This window comes from Desulfovibrio sp., from assembly GCF_018379785.1.
Classification (GTDB): Bacteria; Desulfobacterota; Desulfovibrionia; order Desulfovibrionales; family Desulfovibrionaceae; genus Desulfovibrio.
Map to the genome: position 1 here is coordinate 1 of NZ_JAGZUV010000076.1, position 13,481 is coordinate 13,481.

General features: G+C 51.7%; 13 protein-coding genes and 1 pseudogene. 10 read left to right on the forward strand and 4 right to left on the reverse strand.

Going from position 1 to position 13,481, the window contains the following annotated elements; all coding sequences use genetic code 11:
• The first annotated feature begins 348 nt into the window (after nucleotides 1-348).
• Nucleotides 349-1,212 (forward strand): site-specific integrase, encoded by an 864-nt coding sequence (locus tag KH208_RS13315; protein WP_291437095.1) that lies wholly within the window; start codon nucleotides 349-351, stop codon nucleotides 1,210-1,212.
• A 16-nt stretch (nucleotides 1,213-1,228) separates the two neighbouring features.
• Here KH208_RS13315 and KH208_RS13320 read toward each other — a convergent pair whose 3' ends face one another.
• Complete coding sequence (locus KH208_RS13320; RefSeq protein WP_291437097.1) at nucleotides 1,229-1,618, reverse strand: helix-turn-helix domain-containing protein; 390 nt, start codon at nucleotides 1,616-1,618, stop codon at nucleotides 1,229-1,231.
• 79 nt (nucleotides 1,619-1,697) lie between these two features.
• Here KH208_RS13320 and KH208_RS13325 point away from each other — a divergent pair, with 79 nt between their 5' ends.
• Both KH208_RS13325 and KH208_RS13330 read left to right on the forward strand, forming a co-directional pair.
• Entirely contained in the window at nucleotides 1,698-2,537 is an 840-nt protein-coding gene (locus KH208_RS13325; RefSeq protein WP_291437099.1) for a ParB/RepB/Spo0J family partition protein, read from the forward strand.
• A gap of 173 nt (nucleotides 2,538-2,710) precedes the next feature.
• The gene (locus KH208_RS13330) at nucleotides 2,711-4,153 is read left to right on the forward strand and encodes a hypothetical protein (protein WP_291437100.1); all 1,443 of its coding nucleotides are present in this window, start codon (nucleotides 2,711-2,713) and stop codon (nucleotides 4,151-4,153) included.
• Between the two features lie 41 nt (nucleotides 4,154-4,194).
• Here KH208_RS13330 and KH208_RS13335 read toward each other — a convergent pair whose 3' ends face one another.
• From KH208_RS13335 to KH208_RS13345, 3 genes are read right to left on the reverse strand one after another with little or no spacing between them, the layout of a single operon-like run.
• Nucleotides 4,195-4,617 (reverse strand): hypothetical protein, encoded by a 423-nt coding sequence (locus tag KH208_RS13335; protein ID WP_291437102.1) that lies wholly within the window; start codon nucleotides 4,615-4,617, stop codon nucleotides 4,195-4,197.
• Between the two features lie 11 nt (nucleotides 4,618-4,628).
• Nucleotides 4,629-5,363 carry a conjugal transfer protein TraL gene (locus KH208_RS13340; protein WP_291437104.1) on the reverse strand — a complete coding sequence of 245 codons (735 nt, stop codon included), beginning with the start codon at nucleotides 5,361-5,363 and terminating at the stop codon, nucleotides 4,629-4,631.
• A complete protein-coding gene (locus KH208_RS13345; RefSeq protein ID WP_291437106.1) occupies nucleotides 5,356-5,820 on the reverse strand; it encodes a TraK family protein in 465 nt (154 codons plus the stop codon). Before KH208_RS13345 ends, KH208_RS13340 begins: the two co-directional genes overlap by 8 nt.
• A 350-nt stretch (nucleotides 5,821-6,170) precedes the next feature.
• Here KH208_RS13345 and KH208_RS13350 point away from each other — a divergent pair, with 350 nt between their 5' ends.
• The 7 genes and pseudogenes from KH208_RS13350 to KH208_RS13380 form a co-directional block, all read left to right on the forward strand.
• Nucleotides 6,171-6,530 (forward strand): conjugal transfer protein TraJ, encoded by a 360-nt coding sequence (locus tag KH208_RS13350; RefSeq protein ID WP_291437108.1) that lies wholly within the window; start codon nucleotides 6,171-6,173, stop codon nucleotides 6,528-6,530.
• 47 nt (nucleotides 6,531-6,577) lie between these two features.
• A complete protein-coding gene (traI, locus tag KH208_RS13355) occupies nucleotides 6,578-8,113 on the forward strand; it encodes a TraI/MobA(P) family conjugative relaxase (protein ID WP_291437109.1) in 1,536 nt (511 codons plus the stop codon).
• Nucleotides 8,114-8,115: 2 nt separating this feature from the next.
• Nucleotides 8,116-10,050: a type IV secretory system conjugative DNA transfer family protein gene (locus KH208_RS13360; RefSeq protein ID WP_291437110.1), complete on the forward strand. Its 1,935-nt coding sequence runs from the start codon at nucleotides 8,116-8,118 to the stop codon at nucleotides 10,048-10,050.
• A complete protein-coding gene (traF, locus tag KH208_RS13365; protein ID WP_291437111.1) occupies nucleotides 10,034-10,552 on the forward strand; it encodes a conjugative transfer signal peptidase TraF in 519 nt (172 codons plus the stop codon). The genes KH208_RS13360 and traF overlap by 17 nt, the downstream gene beginning before the upstream one ends.
• Nucleotides 10,545-12,881, forward strand: coding sequence for a zincin-like metallopeptidase domain-containing protein (locus tag KH208_RS13370; RefSeq protein WP_291437112.1), 2,337 nt, complete (start codon nucleotides 10,545-10,547; stop codon nucleotides 12,879-12,881). Before traF ends, KH208_RS13370 begins: the two co-directional genes overlap by 8 nt.
• A gap of 32 nt (nucleotides 12,882-12,913) precedes the next feature.
• Complete coding sequence (locus KH208_RS13375) at nucleotides 12,914-13,141, forward strand: hypothetical protein (protein WP_291437113.1); 228 nt, start codon at nucleotides 12,914-12,916, stop codon at nucleotides 13,139-13,141.
• A 100-nt stretch (nucleotides 13,142-13,241) separates the two neighbouring features.
• Nucleotides 13,242-13,481: pseudogene (locus KH208_RS13380) on the forward strand (site-specific integrase); the annotation flags it as partial.

Here is a 13,481-nt window from a genome sequence, read left to right on the forward strand (position 1 = left end):
TTCGGAACCACATTTTCGGCATTTCATATTGCTTTCCTCCTTCTACAAAGAAGATAGCATATATGAAGTTATCTGTCATTGAAAAAGTTGATGTCTCCCTTTGAGGCCGGTCCGCGCGTGGGATTCCATAAAAAAAACTCTTGAAGCTGAGACCTCAAGAGGTTTTTCCGTTCCAGTCTTCTGGAACAAAAATTTTTTGGAGATGTACGGAAGTATGCTTTCTGGCGGGGACGCATAGGAGTCGAACCTACCGCAGACCGTAAAGCCTGCCACCGGTTTTGAAGACCGACTTCCTATATAGTCAAACGTGTATTTTCCGAACCACAGGGAAACACCCTGGAGGTTCATATGATTACTTTGGATGATGCCTGGAACAGCTATCTCTTAACCCGTCCACTCACTCGAAACGGTTATTTGCGGGATACGAGTCGTTACCGTGCTCATCTGGCTGAATATTGGCACGGGAAAAACTTGGCGTCAATCAGAACTGCTGATATTCAAAAATACACACTTAATCTTTATAATAAGGGATTATGCCAGCAGACAATAAAACTTTGTCTTTCACAAATGAGAAGGATAATGAGAAGAGCTCTTATACTCGATTTATATACCGGGGAGATTCCTTTTTTTGAGATGCCGTTTTCAGAGAGTATTCGCTATAGATATTTAGATGAAAATGAGGCGAAAGTATTGCTGAAAAAGTTAGAAACGCTTTCTCACCTTTGGTACAATATTTCAAAATTTGCACTAAATACAGGGATGAGAGCTGGAGAGATCTTTTCCCTGCGAGGTGAAAATATTAATTTTAGTCAAAAAAGTGTGATTTTATATGAAACAAAGAACAAAAGGCAGCGTCTTCTCCCCCTTAATGATGTAGCTTTAGAAATTATTGATGGCCATATGACTAGAAAAGAAAATTTTATTTTTTTTCAAGAAAAAAATCCAAAAAAGGAATATGAAAAAGTATCAAAAGTATTTAGAAAGGCTGTTTATCTGTGTAAATTAAATGATGGAGTAACTGATAATAGATATAAAGTTGTTTTTTATACATTAAGACACACATTTGCAAGTTGGCTTGTACAAAGAGGAACACCTCTATTTGTAGTAAGCAAATTGCTTGGTCATAGTTCTACTAAAGTCACTGAACGATATTCGCATCTTGCTCCAGATCAGGGGAGAAGTGCTCTGAGCATGTTATCAGCTATCTTTTAGTACAATGAGCTCGGTCCTAACCGGGCTTTATTTTTTTTTGCGTTGTTTTAGCCCATTCTCTTACCTCAAACGCCCTATAGGCAGGCAATACAACATGCTCAACAACTTCATACCCAGGAGGAAGATTTGCCCCAGAAGAATTTTTAACAGCTTGAGCTACGGCTAATGCCGTTTTCCACTCATCTGACTCAATTGGTTTCAAGAGTAAAGGAAGAGGGATGGCAAAAGCTTTGGCGATTGCTTGCATACTTTTAAGCGTTGGATTGCCTGTCCCATTCAGTACGGCAGAAAGGTAAGCAGTAGAAAGCCCTGCCATCTTGCTGAAATCCCTTTGTGAAATGGCTCGCTCCTCCAATAGGCGGCGAATGTGGGCAGAAAAGATAGCTGGATAGTCTGTGTCAGGCATGGCATAATCCTTGACATGCGTAAAATATAATATGTACGTTCTAACCTAGAACACGAAGAGATTCAACAAGGTATCTGGTATGGATTCTGCCATTGTTCAACTTCCCTTATCGGCAATTGAGGAAGACCCCAATCAGCCGCGTACAGAGTTTGACGAGGAAGCTCTTCAGGGGCTGGCCGCGACTATTCGCCTGCGCGGCGTAAAAACGCCGATATCGGTGCGCCATGCGCCCCAGGAGGGACACTATATCGTCAACCACGGCGCGCGTCGCTTGCGGGCTTGCAGACTCCTCGGCCTGGAGGCGGTTCCCGCCTGCATTGATGACGATTATACTGAAGCTGATCAGCTTATTGAAAACTTACAGCGCGAAAACCTCAAGCCGAAAGAAATTGCCAGATTTTTGAGCCGGCTCCGCGAAAAAGGCATGAAACAGGGAGAGGTCGCCAAAGCGGTGGGGAAATCCCTTGCTTGGGTTTCGCAGCACCTTACCCTGCTTTCTCTGCCGGCTCCCGTGGCCACAGTGTTCAATGACGGGCGGTGCCAGGATGTTACCGTGATTTGCGAACTGGTCAGACTCCAAAAAAAATACCCTGGGCAAACGGAAACTTGGCTGGATGATTCGCGCGAGATCAATCGTACAACATTAAAAAGCCTGCAATCATTCGTTGCCACCTTGGAGCCTGAAAAGCCGAGGAGGGCTGAAAAAAAAGATACGGGCGCAGTACCTTCCATCGCTCAGCCGCAGAGGAAACAAATCAGGCATCCGGTTGTACGAGTATGTATTGATGGAAGCGAGGCCGTCTTACTTCTGGATCATCGGCCAAGCGCCTCCGGGAAAGGCTGGTTCCTCAGAGAAGGGCAACCCCCTTTTGAAGCTCCTCTGGAACACGCCCGGCTCATTGAAGTCACTGGAGATTGATCCATGTCTTTGCAGCATACAGTGCGCCCCGCAGTGGCGGAACAGGTTGAGCGTATTTGTGAGCATTACGCGGACTAGGGGAGCATCCGGTATGATTTTTGGCCGGTTTATCTGCGTCTGAATGGTTATGAGCATTTTTATGCGCAGCACCAAGCCTAACAATAGGGTTATTCATGCTTCACGTTCAACGCCATGCACCTTTTGAAGATCCAGATCGGACCGAAATGGAGAACCGAGCTATTCACTTGGTAGAAACCTCTGCCGACGTCTTGATTGCAAAATACAAGGCTCTTCCGGATTCTATGAAAGGGCGTTATATAAACTCTGACCTTTTCAAAGAAATTTTTCCTGAATACGCTGCAAGTCCAGCGCACCGAAGCGTTTTTAATGTCCCTATTCACAACTCCGCTGCAGTCTTGGCAAATGAACTTTTCCATAGAATGGTCGCTGCTCAGGATCCGGAAAATAGAGATCGTATCCTTTTCATCACGGGGATACCCGGAGCTGGAAAAAGTACTGCTATCCAAAAAAATGCTATCGACTTAGCTGATTATAAGGTTATATATGAAGGGCAGCTTTCTAACTTTGAGCAGGCAAAAGAAAAAATAAAATATTGCTTATCAAATAAGTGTAGTGTCGATGTATTTGCTTTTCATCGTGATCCTGAAGGTGCATTAAGGAATACCTTTTCAAGATTTACTACTCTTGGGCGTGGGGCAAGCATAACAGCAATGTCTAATATCCAAGGCAATCTAGGAGGATCATTTGAAAAATTACATAAAGAATTTTATCAGAGTGTAACATTTTGTGTTATAGATCTACGTTCAAATAATCTTAATCCCATTTGTGGGGATTCAGGAATTGCAATTCTCAAATGTGAAGGAGATGTAGATGCAATCCGAAAACGGCTTGAATGCGAACTTGAAAGATGGCGAAACGCTGGACGAATTAACGAAGCATGCTACCGTGAAGCAGCGGGAAGAAGCCCTTTTAGCCTCGCCAGGCTTCAAGAAATTTATGAGCAATCTTCGGGAGGTCGATGCCAAGCTCCGCGACAATCCAGAAGCACAGATGGAGCATGCGAAAACCTTGTGGTAAGCGATGACGCATTCGCAGGGTTCGAGGAAAAGGCTTTGGAAACTAAAGCCGAGCAGCAGCACCTTGTGGATGTCAGCGCGGTTTATGATGCCCAGCTTAAAAATTTTACGCAGGCTAAATCCGAGCAGGCGGATCGTCTTGTGGTCAACCTGGAAAACAAAATTGCATCCCAAAGCCAAAGGCTCCAGGCCGTGGCCATGACGAAGCCCAACGCCGTCAGCGCCCTTTGGCGCGGCAGCCAGTGGCGGGAGCAGTATGGCCAGGAGCAGCGCCGCCAGCATGAGCTGGAAACCCGCCTATCCCGCGTCAAAATATTGCAAGCGGATACGCGCCGGCTTGAGCGGATGGCGGAGGACAAATTGCGGCGGGAGCAAAAAGAGCTTACGGCCAGACGTGACGCACAACTGCTTGAGCAGCGCAAGCGTCTGTTCAAGGAAAAAGAAAAGTATCAGAGCGCAACTCAGGACATGGCCCAGAAGAGGCCAGGACGAGGACGTTCTTTGCGCAGAGAGCAGTAGAAGAGCAGCCCCGCTGGATGATTCCGGCGGGGCTGCTCTATTTAGAGCCAGATCAGCAATCCGGTCATGGCCAAAAGACCTGCGGCGATCATGTTGGCCACTGCTATACGCCATGATTTTTTCCCAGTGACTTCCAATGCCTCAAGTTTTGGGGCGAGAGTTTTTTCAATGGACTCGCAAAAAAGCCGACTCCGCTCATCGTACTGTTCGCCAGCCAGATTGCGCGATTTTTCAAGAGCCTGAGCGATAATTCGGCTGGCTTTTTCTTTTGACTCCCGATCCCACTTTGTAGCCTCAAGCTCCAGCGCCGAAGAAAAATTTTCAAGAACGACAGTCTGATCCTGTTTCATGTCGTCGAGAAATTTTTCCAAAAAGGTATGCAGCATCAGTATCGGATCGTCTTTTCTCAAGACAATCCTGTGTCTGCGGACCACTTCCTGAATATAGGCATCCAGTGAATCCATAGCGGCCTCCATCAAAGAGTCGGGATAATGGAGAGCTGACCATATATCTTGTCGCGCGTGATCTTCAGGCGTTGACGGGTCATCAGCGTGTATTCGCCGCCGTAGACGGCGTCCTGAAACGTCTTTCTGTCTTTGAGCATGGCGCTCAGATCAAAGCCGAAAGTTTCCGCCTGAAGTTCGGGCAGGCGCACTATGGCGTCGATTTTCGACTTATGCTCCGCATAGAGTGGAAACTCCTCAAAAGTTTTCCCCTGATAGACAACTTCGCCGAAATACGGATTGAGCCAGACGATCAGCCTGCTGGAATCCGGAAATTTTTCGGCCAGGGTGGCAAAGCCGAGCATCGTATCTTCCATCGCATCCCCGCCCGTGATCACAGTATTGATAAAGAGGTTGTGTCCCATTTCTTGCAGCATGGCTGGGACGCCTCCGGCCAGGAGGTATCTGGAAAATGGAATGAAGGAGCTTGCGCCGTTGTCGATGATGGCCGAGTCCCCTTCCCCCAGGGCACAAAGCTGTTCCATCATGGCATCAAATTTTCGCGTATTGATGGTATCGCCCTCCATCAGCTCAATGCGGGAGACATTGAATGCGGGATATGCGGCAAAGGTGGCATTGACCGGGTCCGTATCAAAACAGAGAGGGTGAATATCCCGCGCGTCCATCAAAAACTGAGCGAGCATGGCGCAGCAGAAACTTTTCCCCACGCCGCCCTTGCCCTGCAAGAAAAGATGAATGTTAGCCATGTGAATCCTCCTGTTTTGGGGTTTTTTCCGATCCGAATATTTTTTTCCGTTTGTCATCCGTCATCGTAGGACTGTAATCAAAAATGCCTGATTCTGTTTCAGCCTTCCATCTGCTCTTGGGTGGTTTCACCGAGGGAACCGATGCCTCTTCTTTTACTGGCGTTAAAGAGTCTGCGCTGGGAGTTGGTGTAGTAGATTCCTCCAAAGATCCTTTGGGGTTTGAAATAAATTTCCGGAAATAGCCCAAAAACGTTTCATAGGTGCCGGTGAAGAGGCCTTCATCGTGAAGCGTTTGCCAAATTGTCTTAATTCGCCACCCGGCAGCGCTAGCCTGCTGAATTTCCTCCTTTTGAGAGAGAAAAGCTCCCAAATAGTTGGCTCGGCGCGGAGTCAGCCCTTTCTCTTGCGTATTTTTTAACCTGTCCGCGATACGATCACATAAATTTTTTTTATTCATATAATATCCTTATTCAGTTCATATGTGTAACGAGTTATTTTTCAATAATCCTCCTATTGTTTCCGAGTTAATTCCATTTTTACACGGTAAGTTTTCATTTTTTTTGTATTTGTTTCGTATTTGTTTCGTATGGGATCGTAAAATATTTTTGTCATATGTCAAGAATGAAATCTTGATAGAATCATTCTATGGCGTTATGAACGCAAAAAAAAGGGCAGGATGTGCGGTGCGTACCTACGGTCCGACCGCCCCTTATTCGCACCTGCGGCGCTCAACGGGCATCCTGCTCTGCGAGGCTTCCCCTTCGGGATACATGCGCCCAGGGCGCGAAAGCAACAGGCTGAAAAAGCATGACTACGCCAAGAAGAAAACTGCCGACCTTCCGGGTCTACTGCCTGGAGGGCGAGTACAGCACCATTGCAATCAATGCGGCAGCAGCGGGCATGAGCGCTTCTCGGTATTTGCGCTCAGTGGGGATCGGCTACCAGGTCAGGAGCATTGAGGATCAGAGGATGGCGGCCACGCTGATCAGGATCAACGCCGACCTGGGGAGACTAGGCGGCTTGCTGAAAGCGCTTCTGACCAACGACGAACGCTTTGACGGTTTGGGAGGCGAAGAGCTTCAGCGGCTTACCATCAACACGGTCAGGGGAATCAACGAGCAGCAGGACAAACTGCGGCACGTTGTCGAAGGCATTACAGGGAAATGAATTTTTGTTTAGCGGCTAAAATAGACTACGTAGCACAGGGATAAAAGATGATCGCGCGGCGATTGCGACTCAACGACCCGTCCAAAAGCAGCATGTTGCGGCTTGTCAGCTACCTGACCAATCCCCAGGGCGTGGACGCGCGCGTGGGCGAGGTCCGCATTACCAACTGCGATTCTGAAACGCCGCAATGGGCGGCCCTGGAGATGTTGGCCGTACAAAAGCAGAACACACGCGCCCAAGGCGACAAAACATACCATCTTGTTCTGTCCTTCAGGGAACACCTGGACAGCGCCACGCTCAAAAAAATTGAGGATTACGTCTGTAAGGAGCTTGGTTTCAGGGAGCATCAGCGGGTTTCCGTCATGCACTACGATACCGAAAATCCGCATCTGCATATCGCCATCAACAAGATACATCCCCGCAAGCTGATCATTCGGGAACCCTATTACGACGAGCAAAAACTGGCCAAGGCCTGCAAATTCCTGGAGCGCGTCTATGGCTTGCAGCCTGATAATCATGAACCCAACGCCCAGGCCGTGGAAACCGCCGCAACCAATATGGAGCGCGCGGGTGATCTGGAGAGCCTGATTGGCTGGATCCGCCGGAACTGCCTGGAAGATCTCAAGAGGGCCACGGCCTGGGCGGAGGTTCATGACATCCTGACCAAACATGGCCTCACGCTCCGCGAAAGGGGCAACGGCCTGATCATTTCTTCCGGCGACGTGCATGTGAAGGCAAGTTCCGTGGACAGAGGGCTTTCCAAAAAGAGGCTGGAAGAACGCCTGGGCGCATTTACGCCAGGCGGCAGCAGCGTCAGGCAGGAAAAATCCTATAAAAGAAAGCCGATGGGCAGGAAATACGACGCTTCCGGACTCTGGGATCAGTACAACGGCTGGCGCGTTGAGAATGACAATACGCGCACACAGGCAATTTCCACCGCAAGGCAGGAACGGGACACCGCCTTGGAGAATCTGCGAACCTCCTCGGATCTTCGCCTTGCCCTCATAAAAAACATGGTGGCCGGCACTGCTTTCAAAAGGTTTCTTTCCCGGCTCAACCGGAAGCGCCTGCGCAGGAAAGCCCAGAAGATCCGTGAAGCCTACGCGCAACAGCGGAGTGAAATTTTCCAGAAGCACCGGCATGTCGTCTGGTCCGCCTGGCTGTCGAAAGAAGCAGCCGGCGGCAATGCCGACGCCTTGGCCTATCTCCACGCCCGCAAGATGCCTCGCGGCGTTTCCACCGGCAGCCTGGCGGGCCTGCGTGGAGATGGAACGCGCCCCACCGTCCAGAAAGTCACCCGCCAGGGGACATTCATTTACGCGGAAGGCAGGGAAAACCAGGGGAGGATCGTCGTTGCCCCCAATGCCGGCGACGACGAACTGGCCAGGAATCTTGATCTGGCCAGACAGCGTTTCGGCAGCAGGCTCTTTGTGGACGGACCTTCTGAGTTCACAGCCAGAGTTGCGCGTCTGGCGGCTGAAAGGAACATGCCGCTTTCCTTTGTGGACAAGCATCTGGATGCCCAACGCCAAGCTCACCAGGCAGGCCAGTCCAATAATACTTCCAAATCCGTCCGGAGGTAGAAATGAACCCTCAGAAAAAATCCATGCTGCCGATGGTCATGCAGCGCAAGGCCACACAGAAACGCCCTCTGACCGCTGTTCCTGTCATGCTCATCTGGCTCATCGGCTTGTGGACAGCCACACAGTTTTTTGCGTGGCGCATGCAGTATCAAGCTGCTCTGGGCTCAAATCTGGAGCATGTTTATTACCCGTGGCGCTACCTGGAATGGGCCTGGACATGGTGGCAGAGCTATTCCCCCTGGTTCATTGAAGCCGGCTCCGCAGGCATCATGGTGTCGGCGCTCCTGATGCTCATTCTCTTGCTGAGCCGCACATTCGGTTCCAGAGCGGCCATAGCCAATGAATTTATGCATGGTTCGGCCCGTTGGGCCACCAAGGACGACATCAAAAAAGCTGGCTTGTTGCAAAGCGAAGGCGTCTACGTAGGGGGTTGGGAAGATCCGAAAACCGGAAAACAACACTATCTGCGCCATAACGGCAGCGAGCATCTTCTCTGCCTTGCCCCCACCAGATCCGGCAAGGGCATCTGCCTTGTCATCCCCACACTGCTTTCATGGATGAAGAGCTGCGTCATTACTGATCTGAAAGGCGAACTCTGGGCGCTGACATCCGGCTGGCGCAAAGAACATGCCGGAAACATCGTGCTCCGTTTTGAACCAGCGGCTGAGTCCGGATCCATCCAGTGGAATCCCATGGACGAAATCAGGCTGGGCACGGCCTATGAGATAGGCGATGTGCAGAATCTGGCCACCATGATTGTGGATCCGGAAGGTAAGGGGCTGAAGGATCATTGGCAGAAAACCGCCCAGGCCCTGCTTGTGGGCTGCATTCTTCACCTGCTCTATCGAAAGAAGAACGGCGACATTCAAACCGCATCGCTTTCAGCCGTGGACGCTATGCTGGCCGATCCGGCCAAGCCCACCAAAGATCTTTGGCAGGAAATGGTCACATATCCGCATGAGAACGGACAGCCACATGCGGTTGTCGCTCAGAGCGCTCAGGACATGATCGAAAGACCGGATGAAGAAGCCGGTTCCGTCCTTTCCACGACCAAGTCTTATCTGGCTTTGTTCCGGGATCCGGTTGTCGCCGGCAACACAGACCGTTCCGGCTTCGCCGTCAAGGATCTGATGAACCAGGACAAACCGGTAAGCCTCTATATTGTGACGCAGCCGGTGGACAAGGTCAGGCTCAGACCCCTTGTACGCATTCTGACCAACATGATCTGCCGCGTGTTGGCCGAAAAAATGCGTTTTGAAGAAACTCCCCTGAAGAATTTTTCGCCCTGGGCCAAAGTCTGGCGTTTCCTGACCGGGAGATCCACACAGCCCCTTGGCGGTGGGCGCCGGGCCAAAGGCATCTACAAACACAAGATGTTGATGATGCTGGACGAATTCCCCAGCATGGGCAAGCTGGAGATCGTTCAGGAATCCCTGGCCTTCCTGGCTGGATTCGGGATCCGTTTCTACATTATCTGTCAGGATTATTCCCAGCTTCGCAATGAAGAAATCGGCTACGGACGCGACGAGGCTATCACATCCAATACCCACATCACCAACGCATTCCAGCCCACCAAGCTGGAAACCGCCCAACATCTTTCCAAGCTCACCGGCCAGACGACTGTCGTGAAGGAACAACTTACCGAAAGCGGAAAGCGTCTGGGCATGCTGGGCAATGTGTCCAAGTCAATACAGGAAGTCTCCCGCCCGCTAATGACCGAAGACGAGGTCATGCGCATGCCGCCTCCCATCAAGGAGGGGGAACAGGTGATCTCCGGTGGTGACATGCTGATCTTCATTGCGGGCTTCCCGGCCATCTACGGCAAACAGATGCCCTATTTCCTTGATCCGGTTTTCCAGGCCCGCTCCAGCGTGAATCCGCCAGATGTTTCCGACTCCATCCCCGGAAGGGAGGCATACCATGCCGACGCGGCATAGTCTGGCCGTCGCGGCAGGCTTTCTGGGGCTTGCATGCTGGGCTGCTCAGCATTGGTTTGTGATGAACACGTCGGAGAGCTTTCCGCCGGGTCTCTATCGCAAGCAGTGGGTTCCTCCTCACAAGGGAGATCTGGTGCTGTTCTGTCCGCCGGACCGGCCCATTTTCCGCGAGGCCAGGCGTCGCGGATGGATAGATTACGGCCTCTGCCCGTCTGGAGCAGGCTACATGATCAAACGCATTGCGGCGACTGAAGGCGATCACGTCGAAATGTCCGCCGTCGGCGTTTCGGTCAACGGCACGACGCTGGAAAACAGCGCACGGCGCATGGATACGGGCTACGACGTGTTTCTGCCATTTTCCCATAATCTGCAACATTCGGAGGTATTGCTCATGTCGCCCCATCCGCTTTCTTTTGACGGGCGCTATTTCGGCATCGTGCATGCCGGAGCCATTAAGGCGGTTTTGCACCCCGTTTTGCTTTGGGAGGTCAATCATGAGTAGCAACAGGCCAAACGATTATTATGCACGCGTGGCGGACAAGATAATTGAGAAACTCAGGGAAGGTACGGCCCCGTGGATGAAAAAGCCGTGGGATGACGGCGGATACGGCGGCCTGCCGATCAATCCCGTGACCGGCAAGAATTACCGGGGCGGCAATTGCCTTTTCCTCATGGCTCAGGATTACGGCGACCCGCGCTGGATGACCTACAAACAGGCTGAAAGCATCGGCGTGCAGGTCCGCAAGGGAGAAAAAGGCACCCCTGTCATTTACTGGAAGTTTTCAGAAGAAAAAAAGGAAAAAGACGAAAACGGTCAGGAAGTCACCAAAACCATACAGTTGGAGCGGCCGCTGTGCCGTCTGAGCTACGCTTTCAATGCGGAGCAGATTGACGGCCTCCCTCCTCTTACCCAGGAAAAAGAGCTGCAATGGAATCCTGAAGAACGAGCGGAGGCCATTCTGGCTAATTCCGGCGCGAATATCGTACATCGCAACCAAACCCAGGCATATTACCGTCCAGCGGATGATTCCATCCATCTGCCGAAGCGAGAGCAGTTTGCGACATCCAAAGACTACTACGGGGTTGCGCTGCATGAGCTGGGGCACTGGACCGGGCACGAGTCCCGGCTGAATCGGCATATAGGAAATCCTTTCGGCAGCCCGGAATACGCCAAAGAAGAGCTGCGGGCGCAGATTTCCAGCTTCATGGTGGGGCAGGAGTTGGGCATCTACTATAACCTGGACGAAACCGCTTCCTACGTCGATAGCTGGATCAAGGCGCTTCAGGATGATCCGCGTGAGGTTTTCCGGGCGGCGGCTGATGCGGAAAAGATCATGGAGTACGTCATGGCCTTCGAGCTGAAGCAGGAGCAGCAGATTGTTCAAGATGCTTCACAGCATCAGGATACGCAGTTGAACAGTGAAACGGAGCAACTGGCTTCTTTGGAGCGGATGAACCAGGGGCGGCACTATCTGCATGTGCCTTTTGCGGAAAAAAATGAAGCTAAGGCTCTTGGAGCTAAATGGGATCGCCGGCAAAGCGCCTGGTATGCTCCCCAGGGTGCGGATCTCGAAAAGTTTCAGAAGTGGATACAGCCCGCTCAGGGTATGGCAACGAAACAGGAAAGGCCGCAGGAGCCATCCTCGCAAAAGCGGGAATACCTTGTCGTGTCTTATGCCGACCGCCATCTGGCAAAGGCGTCCGGAGCAAAGTGGGATAGTGTGGCCAAAAGCTGGTATGCCGGTGAAAAGGCGGACATGGCCAAACTGGCCAAATGGATGCCGGGCAATCAGCCGGAACAATCCCCGGCCATGACTCCCCGTGAGGAATTTGCCGAAGCCTTGCGCGGCATGGGATGTCAGATGGACGGGGAACATCCGATCATGGACGGCAAAACGCATCGCATTGCTACTGAAGGTGACAAAAAGGGCGAGCGTTCCGGATTTTATGTTGGCCACATGGATGGGCACCCTGCTGGCTATATCAAAAACAATCGTAGCGGAGAGGAAATGCGCTGGAAGAGTTCTGGCATGCCACAGCTTTCAGCACAGCAGCGCGAAAACTTCCAGGCGGAATGCGCGCAGCGGCGTGAAGAACATGCCAGAGAGATCTCCGAACAGCAGGAACGGGCGGCGTTGCGCGTCCTGCATCAGTTGGGCGACCTCAAGCGGGCGCAGGAGCCCACACCGTATCTCCAGTCCAAGGGACTGGCCGTGCATAAAGGAATTTTCGTGGGCGGCAAAGGCGCAACGACATACATCCCGGCCCAGGATGCCGACGACAAAATCTGGACTATGCAGTATATTCAGGAGGACGGCACCAAGCGTTTTGCCAGGGAGGCGCGCAAGGAGGGCTGTTTCCACGTCGTTGGCGGCATGGATGCCTTGAAATCAGCTTCCGTCCTGGTCATCAGTGAGGGCTACGCCACTGCCGCCACCTTGACGGAATGCCTGAAAATCCCGGCGATTGCGGCTTTTGATGCTGGCAATCTGGCCAGTGTGGCCAAGAGCCTGCATGAGAAATATCCGGATAAGCCCATTGTCATTGCCGGCGACGATGACCGCCACCTGCAAGAGAGCCAGGGCAAGAACCCCGGACGGGAAAAGGCGATTGCAGCGGCCAGACTAGTGGGCAGCCAAGTCGTGTTTCCCAAATTCGCGCCCGATGAAACAGGGCGTGCTTTCAAAGACTGGAACGATTTGGGCACACAGAGCCGCCTGGGCCGCGATGCCGTGGCAAGGCAAATGCGTCCGGTGCTGGAAAAAAGTCTGGCCCAGAAACGGCAGGCTGCGGAACAAGCTCAGACCACCAAACGCGGTCATTCTCGATAGCATAAACTTACGTAACTTTGCGGAGGGACAATATGGACGATCAGCTCAACTACGTTCGGCCTGATGATGCAACCATTTTGCGGGAACTGGTGGAAGAAAAATGCAACCTTCTTTCTGAAGTGCCGGGGGTGGAAGTGGAATTTTCCCCTGATGAAGCCGACATGGCCGGCGCTTTTCAGGAGGATGCTCTGACCGATGAAGACTCCAGGGATGCCTGCTACGACGAAGATCCCTACGGCCAGGGCAACAGTGCTGCCTAGTAGATGTACCCAGCCTTATCTCGAAAGCCACAGATTTCGGTCTGTGGCTTTCTTGTGCTTCTGGCGTAAAATCATTTGAATGCCCGAAAAAGGAGGATATATGGGCATTCAATTTCATCAGTTCCGCAAGAAAAATCCGTGGGTCGTCACCTGGAGAAACCCGTGGACCGGGAAAAAGCATACGCAGGGATTTACCGACGAAGCCCTGGCCGTGGCTTTTGAGGCGGCGCAAGCGGAAATTGCGGCCAAGGAGCGGGCCTTGCTTCGCAAGGCCCGCAAGCAGAAAGCCAGCCAGAGCCGGATCAGCGTGAAAGATCTGCTGGAAAGCTATTTCCGCCTG

What these genes read in the sequence shown, in the direction of transcription:
- KH208_RS13350 (WP_291437108.1), top strand. Translation starts at nt 6,171, where the DNA reads ATGACTACGCCAAGAAGAAAACTGCCGACCTTCCGGGTCTACTGCCTG.
- KH208_RS13325 (WP_291437099.1), top strand. Translation starts at nt 1,698, where the DNA reads ATGGATTCTGCCATTGTTCAACTTCCCTTATCGGCAATTGAGGAAGAC.
- traF (WP_291437111.1), top strand. Translation starts at nt 10,034, where the DNA reads ATGCCGACGCGGCATAGTCTGGCCGTCGCGGCAGGCTTTCTGGGGCTT.
- KH208_RS13375 (WP_291437113.1), top strand. Translation starts at nt 12,914, where the DNA reads ATGGACGATCAGCTCAACTACGTTCGGCCTGATGATGCAACCATTTTG.
- KH208_RS13320 (WP_291437097.1), bottom strand. Translation starts at nt 1,618, where the DNA reads ATGCCTGACACAGACTATCCAGCTATCTTTTCTGCCCACATTCGCCGC.
- KH208_RS13360 (WP_291437110.1), top strand. Translation starts at nt 8,116, where the DNA reads ATGAACCCTCAGAAAAAATCCATGCTGCCGATGGTCATGCAGCGCAAG.
- KH208_RS13315 (WP_291437095.1), top strand. Translation starts at nt 349, where the DNA reads ATGATTACTTTGGATGATGCCTGGAACAGCTATCTCTTAACCCGTCCA.
- KH208_RS13340 (WP_291437104.1), bottom strand. Translation starts at nt 5,363, where the DNA reads ATGGCTAACATTCATCTTTTCTTGCAGGGCAAGGGCGGCGTGGGGAAA.
- traI (WP_291437109.1), top strand. Translation starts at nt 6,578, where the DNA reads ATGATCGCGCGGCGATTGCGACTCAACGACCCGTCCAAAAGCAGCATG.
- KH208_RS13335 (WP_291437102.1), bottom strand. Translation starts at nt 4,617, where the DNA reads ATGGATTCACTGGATGCCTATATTCAGGAAGTGGTCCGCAGACACAGG.
- KH208_RS13330 (WP_291437100.1), top strand. Translation starts at nt 2,711, where the DNA reads ATGCTTCACGTTCAACGCCATGCACCTTTTGAAGATCCAGATCGGACC.
- KH208_RS13345 (WP_291437106.1), bottom strand. Translation starts at nt 5,820, where the DNA reads ATGAATAAAAAAAATTTATGTGATCGTATCGCGGACAGGTTAAAAAAT.
- KH208_RS13370 (WP_291437112.1), top strand. Translation starts at nt 10,545, where the DNA reads ATGAGTAGCAACAGGCCAAACGATTATTATGCACGCGTGGCGGACAAG.